The organism is Halorubrum sp. CGM4_25_10-8A (genome assembly GCF_005435025.1).
Lineage (GTDB): Archaea > Halobacteriota > Halobacteria > Halobacteriales > Haloferacaceae > Halorubrum > Halorubrum ezzemoulense.
In genome coordinates, this window is record NZ_SGTX01000001.1 from 241,642 (window position 1) to 261,021 (window position 19,380).

General features: G+C 70.4%; 24 protein-coding genes. 11 read left to right on the plus strand and 13 right to left on the minus strand.

The window, feature by feature from the left end:
• Window positions 1-20: 20 nt before the first annotated feature.
• The 3 genes from EXE52_RS18375 to EXE52_RS01225 form a co-directional block, all read right to left on the minus strand.
• Window positions 21-173: a hypothetical protein gene (locus EXE52_RS18375; protein WP_167373063.1), complete on the minus strand. Its 153-nt coding sequence runs from the start codon at window positions 171-173 to the stop codon at window positions 21-23.
• A 94-nt stretch (window positions 174-267) separates the two neighbouring features.
• Window positions 268-2,637 (minus strand): ATP-dependent DNA helicase, encoded by a 2,370-nt coding sequence (locus tag EXE52_RS01220; RefSeq protein WP_089307806.1) that lies wholly within the window; start codon window positions 2,635-2,637, stop codon window positions 268-270.
• A 109-nt stretch (window positions 2,638-2,746) separates the two neighbouring features.
• Window positions 2,747-3,403, minus strand: coding sequence for an HAD family hydrolase (locus tag EXE52_RS01225; RefSeq protein WP_049929980.1), 657 nt, complete (start codon window positions 3,401-3,403; stop codon window positions 2,747-2,749).
• Window positions 3,404-3,539: 136 nt separating this feature from the next.
• Here EXE52_RS01225 and EXE52_RS01230 point away from each other — a divergent pair, with 136 nt between their 5' ends.
• On the plus strand, window positions 3,540-3,989 hold the full coding sequence (locus tag EXE52_RS01230) for a TIGR00725 family protein (protein ID WP_089307807.1): 450 nt from the start codon (window positions 3,540-3,542) through the stop codon (window positions 3,987-3,989).
• Between the two features lie 6 nt (window positions 3,990-3,995).
• Here the strand turns inward: EXE52_RS01230 and EXE52_RS01235 are convergent, their stop codons facing one another.
• Window positions 3,996-5,072 (minus strand): HAMP domain-containing sensor histidine kinase, encoded by a 1,077-nt coding sequence (locus EXE52_RS01235; RefSeq protein WP_089307808.1) that lies wholly within the window; start codon window positions 5,070-5,072, stop codon window positions 3,996-3,998.
• A gap of 235 nt (window positions 5,073-5,307) precedes the next feature.
• Between EXE52_RS01235 and EXE52_RS01240 the strand changes: the two genes are divergently transcribed.
• The gene (locus tag EXE52_RS01240; RefSeq protein WP_049929984.1) at window positions 5,308-5,508 is read left to right on the plus strand and encodes a hypothetical protein; all 201 of its coding nucleotides are present in this window, start codon (window positions 5,308-5,310) and stop codon (window positions 5,506-5,508) included.
• A complete protein-coding gene (locus tag EXE52_RS01245) occupies window positions 5,505-5,717 on the plus strand; it encodes a hypothetical protein (protein WP_089307809.1) in 213 nt (70 codons plus the stop codon). The genes EXE52_RS01240 and EXE52_RS01245 overlap by 4 nt, the downstream gene beginning before the upstream one ends.
• Window positions 5,718-5,778: 61 nt before the next feature.
• Here EXE52_RS01245 and dph2 read toward each other — a convergent pair whose 3' ends face one another.
• Complete coding sequence (gene dph2, locus EXE52_RS01250) at window positions 5,779-6,822, minus strand: diphthamide biosynthesis enzyme Dph2 (protein WP_086215337.1); 1,044 nt, start codon at window positions 6,820-6,822, stop codon at window positions 5,779-5,781.
• Window positions 6,823-7,052: 230 nt separating this feature from the next.
• Here dph2 and EXE52_RS01255 point away from each other — a divergent pair, with 230 nt between their 5' ends.
• From EXE52_RS01255 to EXE52_RS01270, 4 genes are all read left to right on the plus strand, one after another.
• Window positions 7,053-7,712, plus strand: coding sequence for an alpha/beta hydrolase (locus tag EXE52_RS01255; RefSeq protein ID WP_049929989.1), 660 nt, complete (start codon window positions 7,053-7,055; stop codon window positions 7,710-7,712).
• Between the two features lie 69 nt (window positions 7,713-7,781).
• On the plus strand, window positions 7,782-8,156 hold the full coding sequence (locus EXE52_RS01260) for a YlbF family regulator (RefSeq protein ID WP_049929990.1): 375 nt from the start codon (window positions 7,782-7,784) through the stop codon (window positions 8,154-8,156).
• 93 nt (window positions 8,157-8,249) lie between these two features.
• Window positions 8,250-8,948 (plus strand): P-loop NTPase, encoded by a 699-nt coding sequence (locus EXE52_RS01265; RefSeq protein WP_089307810.1) that lies wholly within the window; start codon window positions 8,250-8,252, stop codon window positions 8,946-8,948.
• 104 nt (window positions 8,949-9,052) lie between these two features.
• Complete coding sequence (locus tag EXE52_RS01270; RefSeq protein WP_086215340.1) at window positions 9,053-9,673, plus strand: transcriptional regulator; 621 nt, start codon at window positions 9,053-9,055, stop codon at window positions 9,671-9,673.
• A gap of 22 nt (window positions 9,674-9,695) precedes the next feature.
• On the opposite strand, the gene EXE52_RS01275 is transcribed toward EXE52_RS01270, so the two are convergent.
• Window positions 9,696-9,956 (minus strand): hypothetical protein, encoded by a 261-nt coding sequence (locus tag EXE52_RS01275; RefSeq protein ID WP_049929993.1) that lies wholly within the window; start codon window positions 9,954-9,956, stop codon window positions 9,696-9,698.
• Window positions 9,957-10,106: 150 nt separating this feature from the next.
• Window positions 10,107-11,042: a peptidylprolyl isomerase gene (locus EXE52_RS01280; protein ID WP_049929994.1), complete on the minus strand. Its 936-nt coding sequence runs from the start codon at window positions 11,040-11,042 to the stop codon at window positions 10,107-10,109.
• A gap of 176 nt (window positions 11,043-11,218) precedes the next feature.
• On the opposite strand from EXE52_RS01280, the gene cyaB reads away from it, so the two are divergent.
• The gene (cyaB, locus tag EXE52_RS01285) at window positions 11,219-11,797 is read left to right on the plus strand and encodes a class IV adenylate cyclase (RefSeq protein WP_089307811.1); all 579 of its coding nucleotides are present in this window, start codon (window positions 11,219-11,221) and stop codon (window positions 11,795-11,797) included.
• A gap of 5 nt (window positions 11,798-11,802) precedes the next feature.
• Here cyaB and EXE52_RS01290 read toward each other — a convergent pair whose 3' ends face one another.
• A complete protein-coding gene (locus tag EXE52_RS01290; RefSeq protein WP_089307812.1) occupies window positions 11,803-12,279 on the minus strand; it encodes a MaoC family dehydratase in 477 nt (158 codons plus the stop codon).
• An 87-nt stretch (window positions 12,280-12,366) separates the two neighbouring features.
• On the opposite strand from EXE52_RS01290, the gene EXE52_RS01295 reads away from it, so the two are divergent.
• On the plus strand, window positions 12,367-13,230 hold the full coding sequence (locus EXE52_RS01295) for a CoA ester lyase (protein WP_089307813.1): 864 nt from the start codon (window positions 12,367-12,369) through the stop codon (window positions 13,228-13,230).
• 197 nt (window positions 13,231-13,427) lie between these two features.
• The gene (locus EXE52_RS01300; protein ID WP_089307814.1) at window positions 13,428-14,681 is read left to right on the plus strand and encodes a Glu/Leu/Phe/Val dehydrogenase; all 1,254 of its coding nucleotides are present in this window, start codon (window positions 13,428-13,430) and stop codon (window positions 14,679-14,681) included.
• A 30-nt stretch (window positions 14,682-14,711) separates the two neighbouring features.
• On the opposite strand, the gene EXE52_RS01305 is transcribed toward EXE52_RS01300, so the two are convergent.
• The 5 genes from EXE52_RS01305 to EXE52_RS01325 form a co-directional block, all read right to left on the minus strand.
• Window positions 14,712-15,425 (minus strand): diphthine--ammonia ligase, encoded by a 714-nt coding sequence (locus EXE52_RS01305; protein ID WP_137703400.1) that lies wholly within the window; start codon window positions 15,423-15,425, stop codon window positions 14,712-14,714.
• Between the two features lie 103 nt (window positions 15,426-15,528).
• Window positions 15,529-16,098, minus strand: a complete 570-nt coding sequence (locus tag EXE52_RS01310) for a hypothetical protein (RefSeq protein WP_049930001.1) — start codon at window positions 16,096-16,098, stop codon at window positions 15,529-15,531.
• A gap of 165 nt (window positions 16,099-16,263) precedes the next feature.
• Complete coding sequence (locus tag EXE52_RS01315; protein WP_049930003.1) at window positions 16,264-16,608, minus strand: glutaredoxin; 345 nt, start codon at window positions 16,606-16,608, stop codon at window positions 16,264-16,266.
• Between the two features lie 82 nt (window positions 16,609-16,690).
• Complete coding sequence (gene gfcR / locus EXE52_RS01320) at window positions 16,691-17,326, minus strand: transcriptional regulator GfcR (protein WP_049930004.1); 636 nt, start codon at window positions 17,324-17,326, stop codon at window positions 16,691-16,693.
• Complete coding sequence (locus tag EXE52_RS01325) at window positions 17,313-18,383, minus strand: glucose 1-dehydrogenase (protein ID WP_086215345.1); 1,071 nt, start codon at window positions 18,381-18,383, stop codon at window positions 17,313-17,315. Before EXE52_RS01325 ends, gfcR begins: the two co-directional genes overlap by 14 nt.
• Before the next feature lie 105 nt (window positions 18,384-18,488).
• Here EXE52_RS01325 and EXE52_RS01330 point away from each other — a divergent pair, with 105 nt between their 5' ends.
• Window positions 18,489-19,313: an NRDE family protein gene (locus tag EXE52_RS01330; RefSeq protein ID WP_089307816.1), complete on the plus strand. Its 825-nt coding sequence runs from the start codon at window positions 18,489-18,491 to the stop codon at window positions 19,311-19,313.
• The last annotated feature ends 67 nt before the right edge of the window (window positions 19,314-19,380 follow it).

Here is a 19,380-nt window from a genome sequence, read left to right on the forward strand (position 1 = left end):
CGGGCCGGGCGAGCCGAGACTCACTCGACCCGGTCGATCACCACTCGATGACCGGTGTCTGCGGCGTGGTTGCGGCCGTAGTCGTCCGCGTCTCCCGCGATTCCGATCAGCCGTTCGAAGGGGCACTCGCGACAGACGACGTGGTACAGTTCGCCGGGAGATGGTGGTTCCATACGTTGACACACGTTCCCCGGAGACGTAGTTACGCGCTGCCTACTCGCATTGAACGCGCTCCCTACTCGCATTGAACGCGCTGTTAGTCACCGGCTACCGGCGCGACTCGAACCGGTCGAGCGCGACATCCAGCATGTCCGGACTCACCGGCTGGTACTCCTCCCGCTCGTGATCGGGCAGGTACTCCCTGACCGCGTTCCACGAGTCGCGGGCGTACCGGGCGTCGAGGAGGACGCGGACGCCTCGCTCGTCCGGTCCGCGGATGACGCGGCCGACCGCCTGCCGCGCCTTTCTGACGGCGGGCACCGTCAGGGCCGTCTCGAAGCCGGACTCGAACCGGCGGTCGTAGGCGGTGATTACCGCCCGCGTCTGCGGTCGCGCCGTGTTGATGATCGGGACGCCGCAGACGACGGCCGCCGAGAGCCGGTCCCCGCGGTAGTCGACGCCCTCCGTGAGGGTGCCGCGGAGGCTCGTCACCAGCACCTTGCCGTCGCCGGCGAAGAAGTCGTCCTTCAGTGACTCCGTCTCTCGGTCGCCGGAGGACTCGTCTAAGAGGACAGGCTTGTCGAGCCGCGCCGAGAGCGACTCCGCCATCCACGTCGCCTCTGCGTAGCTCGGGGTGCCGACGAGGACGTTCCCGTCGCGGCGCGCGACCGCGGTCGTCGCGTCGAGGTGCGCGAGCCGCGTCGGGTTCTCCTCCCCCGGCGCGCCGCGGTTCTGGTGGGTGAACTTCGGCGCGTCGACCGCGAGGCTCGCGCGGTTCTCCTCGGGGAACGAGAGGCCGTACGTCCGCTCGATGACCGGGCGGCCGCGCTCGGCCAGGTGATCGAGTCCGGTCACCTCGCGGAAGAGGTCCATCGGCTCCAGCGTCGCGCTCATGAGGACGCCGCCGCCGAACTCGGCGAGCCGGTCGCCGATCGGTTCGCTCGGAAGGCAGTTGTGGAGCGCGAGGCGGGCGTTGTACGCGCGCCGCCACGAGTCCGGCGGCTCCGTCTCGTCGAACGTGCGTTCGAGCTCGATCGCGCGGAAGAAGTCGGTGTGTCCCTGGCGATACCAGGCGTTGAGGGTGCGGCCGACCCCGGGCGCGGCGCGCTGCTTGTCCTCGTCTTCGAGCGAGTCGAGGACGCGCTTGACGACCGCGCCGACCTGCTCGGCGCGCGCCCAGACGCGCTCGCCGTACCCCTCGCCGTCGGCCCACTCGGTGATCGCGTCTTCGCCCGGCTCCTCGGGGTCGCGGAGCGGGATCTCCTCGTCGTCGAGGTCGCGCATCGACGCCCGCCAGTCGGGGCGCTCGCGGTCGAGGTGCGCGGTCACGCGGCGGTCGAGCTCGCCGCGGAGGTCGGCGTAGAACTCTCGGACCGCCTCGATCTCCTCGACGGTCACGTCCGCGTCCTCCAGCTCGCCGCGGACGAGGGCGGCGTCGTCCGACTCGGCGCCCGCGCTCTCGAACGAGAGGGGCTGAACGACGCGCGTGAGCTCGTTCTCCGCGTCGCGGAGGCTCGCGTCCGCGACGGCGTCGCTCACGAGGTCCCGGACGCGCGGTTCGAGCATGTGCGCCTCGTCGCAGACGACGAACGTCGAGTCGTCGAGGAGCGCGCCGGTGAACGTCCCCGTGGTCACCGGATCGAACGCGTGATAGTAGTTGCCGATGACGACCTCGACCTCGGGGACGAGCGCGCCCATGATCGAGTGCGGACACGAGCCGTGGCCCGCCGCGAGCCGGACGAGTTCGTCGGCGTCGACGTGGCCGAGCTCGGTCACGTCGAACGGGACCGCCTCGGCGGGCTCGCCGTCCTCCGGCAGGTCGTCGAGGAAGCCGGCGTAGAACGGGCAGAACTCCACGTCGTCGTACTCCTCCGTGTCGGGGCGATACGGCGTCGGCTCGCCGTCGACGGAGAGGTAGTCGGCGTCGGGCGCGCCCGAGTCGGCGGCGGCAGTCCCGCCGGCGGGTCCCGCCGACCCCGAGTCCATGAGTCCCACCTGCTGGCTCCGCGCCTCGCTCACGAGGTTCGCGGTCGTCGTCGCGCCGCCGTCGCCGACGAGGTTCCGGGTCCGCTCGCGGAGCCCCTCGCAGCGCTCGTACACGTTCTCGCGGTCGATCCCGCCCCGGTTCTCGCGGGCGTACGGACAGACGTCGGCCTTCCCGACGAGGGTGAGACCAGAGACGGGGTCGTAGTCGCTCGGCAGGTTCTCGTTCACCGCCCGCAGATCCGTCTCGAACTGGCGCAGCTGCTGTTTGACGCTGGTGAGGACGAAGACCCGCTCGAAGTCGGAGTCGGGGTCGCGGACGCGGTCGAGCCCGGCGGTGAGCGCGAGCATCGTCTTCCCCGTCCCGCAGGCGCCTTCGAGGGCGAGGAAGCCGCCGTCCGCGGCGGCGTCGACGGCGGCGTCGATGCCGTCGGCCTGCTCGGGGTACGGTTCGGGATGGCCGAAGAGGTCGGCCCACGGGGGCGAGTCGGTCACGGAGGCGAGTTACGCACCATGCGATTTAAACGCTTCATCGCCGGACGCGGCCCGCGGTCGTCGTCGACGCGTCGCTGCCGGAAAGCGGACGCTCGGAAGGGGCTCGGCCTCACTCCACGATGTCGTGGAGGTCGGAGAGCCGGTCGATCTCCCACGTCGGCCAGACGTTCAGTTCCCAGTCGCGGCGGTGGGGACGGCGGATAAACGCGGAGTCGATCCCGGCGTTCTCGGCGGCGCGCACGTCGGACTCGTTGTCGCCGACGAACAGGGCGTTGTCCGCGTCGAGGTCGCCGAGCGCCTGCTCGATGTAGTGGGGGTTCGGCTTGCGGAGCTGGAGCGAGTGGATCGTCGGCTCGCGACCGTACGCGGCGCCGATCCGGTCGAACCCGTCGAAGTGATCGACGAGGAAGTCGACGGTTGCCTGCTGGTTCGACGAGACGATCCCCATCTGGACGTCGAGGTCCTGGAGCTCGTCGAGGTCGTCGTACGGCGTCTTGCGTCCCTGACGGGCCTCCTGCTGTTGGGCCCGCGACACCACGTCGTCGCGCGTCCGCCAGAACGACCCCGGGTCGAGGTCGTACGTCTGACAGACGGTGCCGACGCTACCGGGGGTCGCACCGATGGTCATCTGCTCTACGTCGTCCGGATCGGGCTCCTCGACGCCGCACTCCTCGAACGCGTTCCGGGTCGCATCCCGGAGCACGTCGAAGCGCGTGCGGCCCACGAGGACACCGTCGTTGTCGAACACGACGGTATCGTACGTCATAGCCCTCATTCACGGCCGGCAGGGATAAGGGTTTCAGTGGGCGTCTCGACGACGAGAATCGGCGGGGAGCCCGTCTCGACGCCCCTCCCGCCCGCGACCGACCGATTTTACCCGGCGCCGGACCCACCGACGGGCCATGCGCGTCAGCGTCATCGGCGGGAGTACGATCGGTCCGGAGACGGCGGCGGTCGCGGAGGCCCTCGGCGAGCGGCTCGCCGAGCGGGGCCACGCCGTGGTCTGCGGGGGCCTCGGCGGCGTCATGGCGGCTGTCTGTCGCGGGGCCCGGGCGGCCGACGGCGAGACGATCGGGATCCTCCCGACCGACGACCGGAGAGACGCCAACCCCCACGTCACGACGCCGATCGCGACGGGGCTCGGCCACGCGCGTAACGCCCTCGTCGTCATGAACGGGAATGCCGCGGTCGCGGTCGACGGGGCGGGGGGCACGCTCTCCGAGATCGGGCTCGCACTCGCGCAGGGCCGTCCGGTGGCCGGAATCGACACGCACGACGTGGACGGCGTCGAGGCCGTCGACTCGCCAACGGCGGCGGTCACGTACGTCGAGCGGGCCGCGGGTGCGGACTGAAGCCGGTCAGTCGTCGAACTCGACGCCGGTCACGTCGAACCTGGCACCGCCTCGCGCCCCCTCGGAGACGGTGACCTCCCACCCGTGGGCCCTGGCGACCTCGCTGACGATGTTCAGTCCGAAGCCGGTCCCGTTCGCGCCCGTCGTGTACCCCACCTCGAACACGCGGTCGCGCGCTTCCGGCGAGATTCCCGGCCCGTCGTCCGCCACGAAGAACCCCGCCGGCAGGACCGCGCCGGCGCGCGTCGTCGTGTACATCGGGGAGATGTCGCCGATAACGACGACCACGTCGTCGCCGCCGTGTTCCACGCTGTTCCGGAACAGGTTCTCCAACAGCCGCTTCAGCCGCCCGCTGTCGGCGAGGATACGCCGGTCGGTGTCGACGGTCAGCGTGGCGTCGCCGGTCGCGACGTTCGCCCAACACTCGTCGGCGAGGGCCGCCAGTTCGACCGGATCGAGGTCTTCCGGCCGCTCGCCCTGTTCCGCGAGCGTCAACAGGTCGGAGAGCAGTTCCAGCGTCCGGTCGACCGCTGACGCCGCGTCGTCGACGTGTTCGCCGCCGCCCTCCGCTTGCGCCATCGCGAGCCGACCCTGCGCGACGTTGAGCGGACTCCGCAGGTCGTGAGAGACGCCCTGGACGAACTCCTCGAACCGGTCGCGCTGCCGCTCCGCCTCCGCGACGGCGCGGGCGGACGCGACGGCGTTCGATATCCGGTGAACGAGGACGGGCGTCCGGTCCGAATCGGGACACGCCCTCGCGACGTCGGTGGCGCCCGCGTCGAACGCCGCGGACACGGCGGGCGCGTCGAGCGTCTGGTCGGGGCAAACCAGGATCGGAAGCTCCGGGTGCCGATCGCGGGCCGTCGAAACGAGGGAGAGGCCGGTCCGTTCCGCCGGGTCGCCGACCGTGACCAGACAATCGACGGGCGAGTCCTCGATTATCTCCGCGGCCGCGTCGGCCCCCGCGACCGGCTCGACGGCGAGGCGGTCGTCCGCGCGCTCAAGCGAGTCCTTCAGCTCCGCGGCTCGGTCGGGCGTTCCCGCGGCGAGGACGACGGTGATCGAACCGCTGGGTGTGGACATCACGGAGAACCTTACCCTCAACGCCCGTCCGCTCGGCAGATAAACGTTGTTCCGACGCGCGCCGGCAGGGCCGCTTCCATCGAATGTTGGTCGTTCGCCGCTCGGCGCTCGCCGAGCCGATCGCTCGCGAGGCCGGCCCCTTCGACGAACGCTCACCGATCGAGCGTGTCGGGCCGCGGAACGGCCTAATTAGATATAATTAAATTTTTGTCGGCGGAGCGGGAGATGTTTGCCAATGAGCGAGTACACCACGATTTCGCTGCGGAAGGAGTTCGTCGCGGACGTGGAGGAGTACATCGAAGACGAACCGTTCGGCTCCGTCAAGGAGTTCGTGAAACACGTCGTTGTTCAGGAGATGGAGTCGGACGACGGGGTCTCCGAGGCGGAGGCGAAGCAGATCGCACAGAAGCTCCGCGACCTCGGGTACATGGAATGAGCGGGAGCCACCGCGGACAGGGGGCGGTCCTCGACGGCCTCGACCGCGCCGACCTCGTCCTGCTCGCGATCCCGCTCGCGTTCTGCGCCGTGTACGCGGTCGGGTCGCTCCTCGCGCAAGGGAACGCGGTTCCCGTCGCTGGCGCGTCGCTCGCGGCCGGGGCCCTCGTGGTCGACGGGCTCTTTTTCCATCCGCCGAACGAAGCGTGACGGCGATTCCCCTCCGAGGACGGTACCCAAAAAATAGCGTCTCCTGCTTCCGTGCGCCGCCCTACCAGGTGTCGTGGAACGTGTCGAACTCGATCGAGTCGAGCGGCTTCTCCCCGATCGCGGCCTCGTACTCGCCCGGCGTCAGCATCGGCTTGTGGAACCGCGGGCCGTCGTCGGTCGTGATCCGCGGGCAGCCGGTGTTGACGAACGCGTCCATGTCGAAGTTCCGGAGGCGGTCCGGCGTCACCTCGTCCATCGTGATCAGGTAGGCGTTGTCGTTGTTGTCGACGATCTCCTGGGCCTTCTCCCAGCGGCCCTGCCCGATCTTCGTACAGAAGATGACGCCCCACTTCTCGGCGTCCATCGCCTTGTGGACCGCGGCGTAGCGCTGCTTGAGGAACTGGTCGTGTTCGGCGACCGAGACGGCGTTGTTGACCGGGTCCGCGATGACGACGCGCTTGTCCGGGTGCTCCATCGCCAGCCCGACCGGGTGGAACTTCCCGCCGCCGACGTACAGCACCTGCTCGGCGTCGATGTCCGCGGAGGCGTAGTTACAGCCGAGCACCTGCCCCTCCTTCGTGAGGCGGTCGTCGCCCCGGCGGGTGTGGACCTCGTAGCCGCGCTCCTCCAGCCAGTCCGTCATCTCTTCGAACCGGTTCATGTGCTGGGCGGTCGTGACGAGGCCCACGTCGGCGTCCTCTTCGGGGGACGCGAGTTCCTCCTCCAGCGCGTCCTCCATGATCGGGAACGGGTCGACGTTCGAGAACAGCGGGACGTAAACGATGCTGTCGGACTCCTTCATCGGCGTGTGGCCGAAGTGAACGAACACGTCCGTCCGCCGCATCAGGTACGTGTCGAGGTCGCAGGCCCCGTAGCAGGGCTGCCCCGAGAGCATGAACGTGACGTCGTCGGGTGCGACCTCGCGGAGGTCGTCCGCGACCTTCGGACCGCGGCGCTTGAGCCCCTCGGGGAACTGTAAGCCGACCTTCGAAGCGTCGCGCTCCTCGATGGCCTCCAAGATTCGGTCGAGCTCGTAGTCCCACTCGCGGTCGTGCTTGAGGGCCATCCCCGTCTTCGTCAGGTCGCCCTCGGTGGAGCCGCTCATGTCGACCGGATTGTGCGGCAGGACGGTTAAACGGCGCGTTCGACCCCGAGTTTCGTCCCAGACGTTCGTGATCGTCGGAATCCCTCGCCCCGCGCCGGGGTCGTCACGGCGTCTCGACGCGTCGCACTCGGCGTCCAAGTCGGCCGATCCTGAGACGACGAGCGGCCCGCCGAACCGACGCGCTGCCGCGGTCGACGGACCTAACAGCCGCCCTCGCTAACCCCGCACCGATGACCGAGATTCCGCTCGAACACGTTCACGTCGCCCCCGACGAGGAGTCCGGCGGCGAGCCCGCGCCCGCCGTCTTCGTCCTCCACGGGCGCGGCGCCGACGAGGAGGACCTCCTCCCGGTCGCGGCCGAACTGCCCGACGAGCTCCACGTCGTCAGCCTTCGCGCTCCCGACCCGCTTCAGGGCGGGTACACGTGGTACGAACTGGACCTCTCGGCGGGCGGGCTGGAGTCCAGCCAACCGGACGCCGACGACTTCCGGCGGAGCCTCGACCTGATCGGTGAGAGCGTCGAGCGCGCGGTCGACGCCTACGGACTCGACGCCGACCGGCTCGGGCTGCTCGGGTTCAGTCAGGGCGCGATAACGAGCCTCTCGCTCCTCTTGGAGGACCCTGACCGCTACGCGTGGGTCGTCGCCCTCCACGGGTACCTCGCGGAGTCGCACGCCGACCTCGACCCGGACGGGATCGAGGGGAAGCCGGTCTTCGTCGGCGCCGGCGCCGGCGACCGGGTGATTCCCGAGTCGCGGACGACCGCGGCCGTCGAACGGTTCGAAACTCTCGACGCCGATGTCGCGAGCGGGAGCTTCCCGGGCGGCCACGGCATCGGCCCGCAAGAGCTCGATGCCGTCGTCGAGTTCGTCGCGTCTCGGACGGCGTAGCGAACCCCGAACGTCGCCGCCGAGCCCCGGCTCCGGCAGGTTCAAACCGCTCGGCCACGATGTCAGAACATGAGCGTCGAACAGGTCTCCATCGAGGACCTCGGTCGAGAGCTCGGCGAACGCATCGCCGAAACCCCGGAGTACGAGCGCTTCGAGGAGACGAGGGCCGCGGTCCAGCGAGACGAGGAGGTACAAGCGGCGATCGACGAGTTCGAGCAGCTTCGCGCGGAGTTCATGCAGGCCCGCCAGACCGGGCAGGCGACGAACGCCGAACTTCAGCGCGTTCAGGAGGCGCAGGACGAGCTCCACTCGATGCCGGTGATGAGCGAGTACCTCGACGCGCAAGACGAGCTGAACGAGACCCTCGAAGCGATCAACGAAGCCATCTCGGAGCCCCTCGCGGTCGACTTCGGCGGGGAAGCCGGCGGCTGCTGTCAGGACTGACTCGCGGACTACGCCCGTCGTTCCGGCGAGCCGAACGCCCGCACCCCCGGCGACCGGCCCGCTCCTTATGACGAATACCGACGCACCACCCCCGTGATAGCCGTCGCCGGCGGCAAGGGCGGAAGCGGAAAGACGACCACCACCCTCGGGCTCGCGCGCGCACTCTCGCGGCGCGGCGCGCGGACCATCGCGGCCGACGCCGACTGGGATCTGCCGAACCTCGCGCGGCTCGCAGCGGAGACCGCGACCGACGGCGGTCCGGCCGATCCCGATCTCCCTGGCGGTCCAGAGGACGAGACGACGGTCCGCGACGCGGTCCGCGGGACCGTTCCGGTCCGTCCCGACCGCTCCGAGCCGACCGTTCTCGCCGCCCCGGACGCGCCGCGATCGGTCGACGCGTTCGGAGCGCTCGCGGCGCTCGACGGCGCGACGCCCGACGGCGCGCCGGTGTTGCTCGACTGCCCGGCGGGCGCGTCGGCGGACGCGGCCGCGCCGCTTCGGGCCGCGGACCGCGCGCTGATCGCGACGCCGCTCCGCCGCGCCGCGCTCCGTGACGCCGCGAAGACGGCGGCGATCGCTCGCCGCCTCGACTGCCCGCCGGTCGGGGCGGTCGCCGTCGGCGAGGCGAGCGTACCGGACTCGGTTGCGACGCTGCTCGGCTGTCCCGTCCTCGGTGCGGTTCCCGACGGCGGAGCCGAGCCGCTGTCCGACCCCGCGGTCCGGAGCGCGTACGACGAACTCGCTCGGCGACTCGGCGAGACGGCGGCGGCGGACGGGTGGCAGATCGCGTGAGAATCACGGACGCGGCCGACTCCGGGGCGGCGGATTTCGGTGGCGAGACCGGTCGAGAGAGCCGCCACCGACAGACCCAAACCTCCACGGGCGGCAGCGATCGTATGGAGACGCTTCCGACCGGGGTCTCGGTGCTGGACCGACAGTTCGGCGGGGGGTTCCCGAGCGGTAGCGTCGTCGTGTTGAAGGCGAACCCCGACAGCCAGTCCGAGCTCATCTTGGACCGGTTCGCCCGCGTTCGGAGGTGCCGCTACCTCACGACCGTCCGATCGGCCGGGGCGGTGGAGGCGGCGCTCAGCCGCGACGGGGACGGGGAGACGACGGTGGAGGCCACCGACGAGGTCGGCGACCTCGACGAGGCGGCGTCGCTCACGACCGATCTCCCGGAGGAGGGAACGCTGATCGTCGACTCCGTGGAGCCGCTGGAGCGCGGCGCGTCTCCGGCGGCGTACGCCGAGTTCCTCGACGGCGTGCGTGCTCGGGTCGACGACGCCGACGGCGTCGCGCTGCTCCACGCGCTCCGCGGCGGGGAGGACCCGCAGGCGCGCCGGATCACGGAACAGGTCGCGGACATCGTGTTCGACCTCCGGACGACGGTCACCGGGACCGAGATCGCGAACCGGCTCGTCGTCGCCAAGTTCCGCGGCGGCGCCGCCTTGGAGGAGCCGCTGAAGCTGAAACTAACCGACGAGGTCGCCGTCGACACGAGCCGCGACATCGCCTGACGCGGCCGATCGCTTGATTCGGCTACGACACGACGGACGCGAGAAGTGTCAGCGCGCCGACGACGGCCGAAGCGATCGCCCAGTTTCGCGCGGTGTCGAACGCTCCGTACGGCCCGCCCTTCCGCGAGAAGAGGTACGACGCGTACACGGCGAGCGGCGCCAGCGTCGGGAGCGTCGCAACCGAGACGACGGCGGTGAAGCTCGACAACAACGCGACCGCGACGGTCGTCGCGCCCGCGACCGCGGCGACGAGCGCGTCCTCGCGTGCCCGTTCGATCTCCATACCGGTGTGGGCGCGGCGTCGGGCAAAAGCGATCCGTTCGTCGGTCGACCTGACGCTGCGGGCTGAGCCACCGGAGTGAGTGGCGGCGTAGCGCGGCCGCTCGAGGCACCAGCGTCTCGAAGAAGCGAAACTCGGCAGCGACGGGGTCCGTTACTCCTCGTCGATCTCGTCGACGATCTCGTCGGCGTCGACGTCGACGTCCTCGAGCGCCTCCTCGATGTCGACATCGCCGGCGCCGGCGCCGCCCATGCCGCCCATCATGCCGCCGAGGCCACCCATGCCGCCGCCCTCGATGACCTCCTCGATCACGACGCGGTCGAGGTCGAGGCGGTCCATGAGGTCCTGCGCGATCTGCTGTTTCTGGAACATCCACTGCTGGTTCATCTGCATCGCCTGCGTCGCGGTGACGTAGAGGATGTCCTTCTCGACCTCCTCGGTCTCGACGGTCTCCTCGCCGTCCTCGTCCTCCGTGACGGTCTCCTCCTCCTCGGTCTCCGTCTCGATGCGGACCTCGGGCGCCTCCTGGAGGTACATCCCGAGCATGCCGGCGGCCTGCTCCTCGCGGTCGTCGATGGCTTCGAGGATCTCGTACTCGTACTCGAGGTCCTCGCCGGCGAGCGGGTGGTTAAAGTCGACGCGGGCGCGGCCGCCGATGATCGTCTCGAGGTGGCCCTGCTGATTGTCGATCTGGACCTGCGCGCCGGGGTAGCGGCTGTCCTCCGGGATCTTGTCGGCCTTGACGGTCTCGACCTCGTCGGGGTCGTACTCGCCGAAGGCGTCGTCGGCCGGGACGTCGACCGTTCCCTCGTCGCCGACGGCGCCGCCGATGAACGCCTCCTCGACGGAGGGGAACACGTGGCCGGCACCGAGCGCGATGATCCGGGGCTCGAAGTCGTACTCGTCGACGTCGATCTCGGCGTCCTCGGCCGTCTCCTTGTCGGTCGTGTCGATGACGCGGTCGTCGTCGGCCGTTCGGATCGTGTACGCGACGCGGACGAAGTCGCCGTCTTCGAGTCCGTCAGCGTCAGTCTCGGTCTCGGTCTCCTCGGCCTCGGCGGCCGCGTCCGCTTGCTCCTGATCGCTCATACCTGAAGGTCACCTGTTACACCCTTAAGAAGCACGGTTCGGCCCGAAGCCCGCCGACGAGCGGGCGACAGCGGCGATTCGGCGGCCGACGCGCCGGCCTACGGGTCGCGGCGGTTCGTCGCGGAGCACGGCGGCGTCCCGCGCTCCTTATGAGCGGTCCGACCGCAGTGCCGGGCATGTACGAGGTCGAGATCAAGGTACCGGCGGACCTGGACGCGACGCGAGAGCGCCTCCGCGAGGTCGGGGCCGAGCACGTCGCCGCCAAGCGACAGCGCGACACGTACTACGACGCGCCGCACCGCGAGTTCGCCGAAACGGACGAGGCGCTCCGGATCCGGCGCGAGATGCCGCTGTCGGACGGCGAGGGGTCGGCGTCCTCCGCCGACGACCCGGCGGCGACGATCACCTATAAGGGACCCCTCCTCGACGAGGCCTCGAAGACCCGCGCCGAACACGAGACGGGCGTCGACGACGGAGAGGCGCTCGCGGCGGCCCTCTCCGGGCTCGGCTTCGAGCCGGCCGCGACGGTGGAGAAGCGGCGCGAGTTCTGGGCGTACGACGGGTTCACCGTGACGCTCGACGCCGTCACCGGGCTCGACGAGTACGTCGAGATCGAACGCGCCGTCGAGTCCGAAGGCGAGGTCGACGCGGCGCGCGAGGCGGCGATCGAGGCGCTCGACCGGCTCGGCCTCGACGCCGACGACCAGGTTCGCACCTCCTACCTCGGGCTGCTGCTCGCCGGCGAGGACGACTGAGGCAGTCAGCCGTCCCCGTCCCCCGTCGGCCGCTTCTCGGAGAGGACCGTCCGCTCGAACTCGCAGACTAAGACGTCGTCGTCGCCGTCGACGATCTTGAACGCTTCCACGCGCATGGTGACGACGCCGCGCTCGCCGTCGCTCGTCTCACGCTTGTCGGTGACCGTCGAGCGGGCGCGGATCGTGTCGCCGTGGAACACCGGGTTCGGGTGTTCGACGCCGTCGTACGAGAGGTTCGCGACGATGGTGCCGTCGCTCGTCTCCGGGATCGACATCCCGACCGCGAGCGACATCGTGTACAGTCCGTTCACCAGTCGCTCGCCGAACTCCGTCTCCGCGGCGAAGTCGGCGTCGAGGTGGAGCGGCTGCTGGTTCATCGTCATGTCGCAGAAGCGCTGGTTGTCGGCCTCGCTTATCGTCCGCCGCGTCGCGTGGTCGATCGTCTCGCCGACTTCGAACTCCTCGTAGTACAGTCCGGGCATGGGCCCCCGCTCGACCGGCGGCGTGAAATCGGTACCGCTCTCGGGGCGGCCGTCGGGTTTTAGCCGCCCGCCCGCGCACCCCCGCACATGCCACGCCGAAGCCTGCTGTTCTCGCCCGGCGACAGCCCCGAACTCATGCGGAAGGCGCCGGGAACCGGCGCCGACGTGATCTGTTTCGACCTCGAGGACGCCGTCTCGCCCGGCCGGAAGGACGAGGCGAGGGCGGCGGTCCGCGAGGTGCTCGCGGACCCCGCCTTCGACCCGGACGCGGAGGTCTGCGTCCGGCTCACCGCCGAGTCGCCCGCGGCCGACCTCGACGGGGTGATCGGTACCGACAGAGAGGGGGGCGGCGACGCGGTCACCCTCGACGCGGTGATGCTCCCGAAGGTCGAGGGCGCGGGTCGGGTCGAGCGCGTCGCCGAACTGTGCGCCGAGCGGGGCCGCGATCCCGCGGTGTTCTCGCTCGTCGAGACGGCGGCGGGCGTCCTCGCGGCGGAGGCGATCGCGGCGGCGGAGGCGACCGACGCGGTCGCGTTCGGCGCCGAAGACCTCGCCGCGGACGTGGGCGCGACCCGGACCGACGAGGGGACGGAGGTGCTGTACGCCCGCGAACACGTCGTCCTCGCCGCGAGCGCGGCCGGCGTCGACGCGCTCGACACGGTCTACACGGACTTCTCGGACGAGTCGGGGCTCCGGGAGGACGCCGCGTTCGCGCGCCGGCTCGGCTACGACGGGAAGCTGGCGATCCACCCGGCGCAGGTAGGCCCGATCACCGAGGCGTTCACCCCGGACCCGGACGACGTCGAGTGGGCCGCGGCGGTCCTCGACGCCCGCGACGAGGCGGAGGGGGAGGGACGCGCCGTCTTCCAGGTGGACGGCGAGATGATCGACGCGCCGCTGATCGCGCAGGCGGAGCGGATCCTCGACCGCGCGCCCGACGGGACCCGCTGAGTCGGATCGGTGGCCCGGCCGGCGTTCGGGTCGCGATCCGCCCGGCTGTCGCTGTGGACGGGGTCGACCCGCATCGCTCGATCGGCGTCGGCGGACATCGCTCGATCGGCGTCGATGCGCGTCGTTCGGACGGTGTCGGCACGCACAATTTCCGTACCGGTCGCCACAGTTAACCACCGCCCACCGAGACTGATCGTATGACTACGGAGGCGAATCCGTTCGAGAGCCTGCGGGAGCAGGTAGACGACGCCGCGGCGGTCGTCGACGCCGACTCGGGCGTCATCGAGCGCCTGAAGAACCCGGAACGGGTGTTGGAGACGAACCTGACGTTCGAGCGCGACGACGGCTCGCTGGAGACGGTGCGCGCGTACCGCGCGCAGTTCAACGGCGACCGGGGGCCGTACAAGGGCGGGATCCGCTATCACCCGGGCGTCACCCGCGACGAGGTGAAGGCGCTGTCGGGCTGGATGGCGTACAAGTGCGCCGTCGTCGACGTCCCGTACGGCGGCGGCAAGGGCGGCATCGCGATCGATCCGGCGGACTACTCCGAGTCCGAGCTGGAGCGACTCACGCGGGCGTTCGCGACGGAACTCCGGCCGCTGATCGGCGAGGACCGCGACATCCCCGCGCCGGATGTCAACACCGGCCAGCGGGAGATGAACTGGATCAAAGACACCTACGAGACCCTCGAAAACACCACCGCCCCCGGCGTCATCACGGGGAAGGCGCTCGACTCCGGCGGCAGCGAGGGTCGCGTCGAGGCGACCGGTCGCTCCGTCGCGCTGTCGGCCCGCGAGGCGTTCGACTGGCTCGACCGCGACGTCGCGGACGCGACCGTCGCGGTTCAGGGGTACGGCAACGCCGGGTCGATCGCGGCGGCGCTGCTCGACGACCTCGGCGCCGACGTGGTCGCGGTCTCCGACTCCGCCGGCGGGATCCGCGACCCGGAAGGGCTCGACCCCCGCGACGTGAAGGCGCACAAGGCCGAGACCGGGTCGGTGACGGGCTACCCCGGCGCCGACGGCCTCACGAACGACGAGCTGCTCACGCTCGACGTCGACTGCCTCGTCCCGGCCGCGCTGGAGAACGCGGTCGACGCCGAGCTCGCGGCGGACGTCGGCGCCGACCTGATCGTCGAGGCGGCGAACGGTCCGCTCACGCCCGACGCCGACGACGTGCTCGCCGACCGCGACGTCAACGTCGTCCCCGACATCCTCGCGAACGCGGGAGGCGTCACCGTGTCGTACTTCGAGTGGGTCCAGAACCGACAGCGGTTCAGTTGGACCGAGGCGCGCGTCAACGAGGAACTGGAACGCGTGATCACGGAGGCCTTCGACACGCTGGTCGACACCTACGAGTCGAACGACGTCCGCAACCTCCGCACCGCGGCGTACGTCGTCGGTATCGGTCGGATCGTGGACGCGTACGATCAGGCCGGAAACTGGCCGTAACGGGACTCTTTCGCCGTTTCAAAGGGCGCTCTACTCCAGCGTCGCGTCGCGGACCTCGATGTGACCGCGGTCACCCTCCCAGACCGTGTCGTACGTCAGGTCGATGCGGCGGTACATGTGCGGGCCGTCGACGACGTACGTCTCGAACTCGCCGCCCTCGCCGAGCGGGTGGACGCCGTACTCCTCGCGGAGCGCGAGCAGGTCGTCGAGCGCGTCCGCGTCGTACCGTCGTCCGAGCCATGATTCGTCGAGCCCGTACGCCGCCACTTGGATGATCCGGATCTCGAAGTCGGCGTCGAACATCGCCTCCGCGAGTTCGACCGGGTCCCGCTGCCACAGCGGGGCGAACAGGTCGATCCCGAGCCGGTCGCACATCCCCCGAATCCGGTCCGTCTGGAACTCGCTCTCGACGGCGCCGGCCGTGACGCCGGCGAGGTCGAGGTCGTCCGCGGCGGCGATCTCTCGGAGCGCCGCCTCCATCGGCTCCAGCTCCGCGTCACCCTGCGCGCCGGCGTTGTCGACGTCTGCGGCGCCGAAGTCGTCCGGCGACACCTCAACGAGGTCGACACCAACGCTCTCGGCCGCGAGTTCGGCGAGCTCGGTCGCCGGCGTGTGGTACATGTACGAGTCGCCGGCGGGGTGGACGGTCAGCAGCCGCGAGACATCGAGCCCTTCCTCCAGCGCGCGGTACAGGGCCCACGAGGAGTCCTTGCCGCCGGAGAAGAGGCTCACCCAGTTGCTCATGAGCGGGAGAGGGAGTCGCGCGGATAAAGAGTCGGCGGTCGGACGGCGAGGGAGCCGCGAATCGCACGCCGCACGCGGGACCGGCCGCGGCGAACGCGCCGCCTCAGTCGGAGATGAACTCGTTGTCGCGCCAGTTGACGCCGCCGTCGCCCTCGCCGGCGCCCTGCGGGCTCTCGACGACCTCGATGCTGGCGGGGCGGGGTTCACCTTCGACGATCCGGGTCGCCTCCAGTTCGCCGTCCTCCTCCGTGATCGCGGTCAGCGTCCCCTTCTCGGAGAGCGTCGCGATCTTGCGGAGCACGCGGAACATCGGGTACTGTAGCGCGGAGTTCTGGAGGACGGTCTCGCGGTCGCCCTTGAAGCAGGCGAACTCGACGAGCTCGGAGGGGATCTCCTCCTCCTCGTCGTCCATCCACTGGGGGCCGCCGGCGCGGGGCGGCTCCTCCTCCCAGACGCGGGTCTCCGTGACCGACGCCTTCAGCTGCGCCGTGGGCGTGTACTTGCTGATCGACTCGTCGTCGGACAGGGCCTTGATGATGAGTGTGTTGTTTCGACGCGTGATGTCGATGTCGTCGATCTCCTCCGGCAGATCGGGGTCTTCGTCGAAGTACGTCTCTACGTCTTCGAGTGGCAGTTCGAGCGTCGAATGGAGTCGGAACACGCGGCCTGTCATTGTTTGTGGAATGCGGTGGGGTCGAACCGGTGGTCACGGCGGCGGCGGCAACGGCCGCACCTACCGTAGCTACGCACCGTAGGTTTATATGGACTGCCCTTCGAGGTGTCAGGATCCGCGTGCACGTCGCGCCCGGACCGGAGGATCAACGGCGGGGGCGACGGCTCACTCGGCGCCCAGTTCCGCGGCGAGCTCGCCGCGCTCGTCGAGTTCGCCGAGCACGTCGCTGCCGCCGACGAACTCGCCGTCGACGAACGTCTGCGGAATCGTCTCCCACCCGCTGTGAGACTCCAGCGCCTCGCGGTACTGCGGCAGCGCGGGCAACACGTCGACCGTCTCGAACTCCTCGACGTGCTGGGAGATCAGCTCGACGGCGCGCTGGGAGTAGCCGCACTGGGGCATCAGACGGTTCCCCTTCATGAAGAGTACCACGTCGTTGTCGGCGAGGACCGTCTCGACTCGCTGTTCGATCTCTTCGGCGTCGGCGTCGGCTTCGGGACTGAACGTCATACGGCTCGATACGCGACGCCGAGGCAAATGGGTTCCGCACGGGCGGGCGACGTGACGGGCCGACCGCCGACCGGCTCGGCGCTTACTCCTCGCGGTCGACGCGCACCACGTCGACGAGCGAGTAGACCGGAACGCCGTCGATGTCGTCGTACCCCATCTTGTCGACGAGGACGACGCACGCGACCGGCTCGCCGCCCTGCTCGCGGATCGCGTCGATCGACTCCCGCATCGTCGTCCCGGAGGTGATGATGTCGTCGACGACGTAGCAGTCGCGGTTCCGGATCGCGGCGAAGTTCCGCGAGAAGCCGCCGCCGTGCTCGTCGATGTCGCCCTCATCCCACTGGTGTTTCGCGGGGGCGTACGTACCGAGGTCGGTGTCGAGCCGGTCGGCGACCGCGGTCGCGAGCGGCGCGCCCGCCTTCTCGATGCCGACGGTCAGGTCGACCGCCTCGCCCTGTTTGGCCAGCAGGTCCGCCATCGCGCTCGCCGCGAAGCCGAGGCGGGTCGAGTCGCGCCCGAGCGCCGACCAGTCGACGTGGATGTCGGCCGACGCCGCCGCGTCCGCGGCCGCCTCGTCCGTCTCGGCGCCGCCGCCGCGCTCGACCAGCCAGCTCGCCGTCTCGCGGGAGACGTTCAGTTCGTCCGCGATCTCTCCCTTCGAGAGCCCCCGCTCCGCGAGCTCGGCAGCGCTGTCGATGAGGTCGTCAACGTTCTTCATACGCGGCAAATTCGACCGCCGTTTTAATAGTCGTGTCGTCATCCGCGAACGCGGCCTCGAAGTCGTCGAGCCCGTGGACGCCGGTCACGAGATCATCGAGGAACCCGTCGGAGAGTCGCGAGAGCGACTCGACGGCCGACTCGAAGTGCCCGTACCCGGAGTTGACGCTGCCGACGAGCGCCTTGTTGTGGAGGACGAACTCCCGGTGGAGCCGGCCGCCGTCGATTTCGAACTCCCAGTCCCCCGGGACGCCGAGGAGCGCGCCGACGCCGTTGGGCGCGAGCGCCTCGATCGTCTCGAAGGCGTGGGGCGCGTAGCCGGTCGCCTCGAAGACGAGGTCCATCGGTTCGTACACCTCTGGCACCTCCGGGATCGCGGTGTCGTTGGAGTTCACGTACGTCGCTCCGAGCGACTCGATGATCTCGATCGTCGGGTCGGGGCGCTCGCGCCGTCCGAGACAGTAGATCCGGTCGAACGACTCGTCGAGGGTCGCCACGGTCAGCAGGCCGAGCGACCCGTTCCCCAGCACGAGCGCCGACTCGGGCTCCCAGTGGAACGCCGACCGGCTGGCGTACGCGTGCTCGATCGCCTTCTCCGCGATCGAGACCGGTTCGACGAGGAAGCCCCACTCGGCGAGCGCCGGGGGGATCTCGACGAGAAACTCTGCCGGGCTGGTGAAGTACTCCGCCATGAACCCGTGCGCCCCGACGATGCCCCGCTCGTGGTACTCGCCGTCCGGCGCCATGTCGGGCTCGCCGCGCGCGAAGTACTCGTTGGCGCCGTTCGGCGGGCGGCGGACCGTCGGGACGACGACATCGCCGACCTCGAACGGCGTGTCGTTCGGCTCCTCGATCACGCCGACGGCCTCGTGACCCAACACGAGGTGGTCCTCGCCCGCGGGCGCCCCGCCGTGTCCGCCGGCGATGACCTCATGGTCGGTCCCGTCGACGCCGACCCGGAGCGTCCGAACCAGCGCCTCGCCGGGCGCGGGCTCCGGTCGCGGTCTCTCTGTCACGACCGGTTCGTCGGCTCCCTCGTAGACGGCAATCGCGTCCATACCACGACCCAAGCGGTCGGCCCTCAAAAGATTTCTTTTATTTCGAGTAAACACGCGTGGGGACTCCACCGTGGAGTTTTCACCCGGTCGGCCGTACTCGCTGGCGTGTGTACACTGACTCTGGCGTGGCGGACGTTCGGCGACGCCCCCGTCGCGCTCGCCGCCACCCGCGACGAGGCGCACGACCGCCCGAGCGAACCGCCGGCACTCCGAGAGGGCGACGGCGATAGCGGGCAGGGTGACGGCGGAGACGACGGCGAGGGGTTCGACGGCGGCGGCCGGTACGTGGCCCCGCGCGACGCCGAGGCCGGCGGTACGTGGATCGGCCTCTCCGAGGACGGTCTCGTCGTCGCCGTCACGAACCGCTGGCTCGACGCCGACCGCGAGGGCGACCGCTCCCGCGGGCTGCTCGTGCGCGACTGCCTGACGGCCGCCTCCGCGGAGGACGCGGTGCGGACCGTCGAGCGCGAACTCGACGAGCGCGCGTACGACGGCTTCAACCTCGTCCTCGCCGACGACCGCGCGGCGTTCCTCTTGGCGTACGACGGCGGCCTCGCCGTGACCCGGCTCGACCCGGGCGTCCACGTGATCGGCAACGTCGGCGGCGTGGTCAACGGGACGGAGCGGTTCGCGGTCCCCGAGCGACGCCGGGCGTTCGGCGAGGAGCGGGCCGACAGCACGAGGCAGATCGCGGCCGCGCTCGCCCCGGAGCCGGGGGAGTCGGGAGCGTCGTGGCTCGACCGCGCGAGCGCCGTCCTCGCGGACCACGAGTACGGCGCCTGCCTCCACGGCGACGGGTTCGGAACGCGCTCGTTCACCCGGATCCGGACCGGCGGCGACCCCGCCGTCGCGTACGCCGACGGACCGCCCTGCGAGACGCCGGCCGAGGCGGTGCCGCTCCCGGCCGACTTCGCGACGGGCCGGGCGTAGCGGGGCGGAGCGGAGCGTACCCCGGCCGCCGTGCGACTCGGTACCGAGACGGGCGGGACGTTTTTAC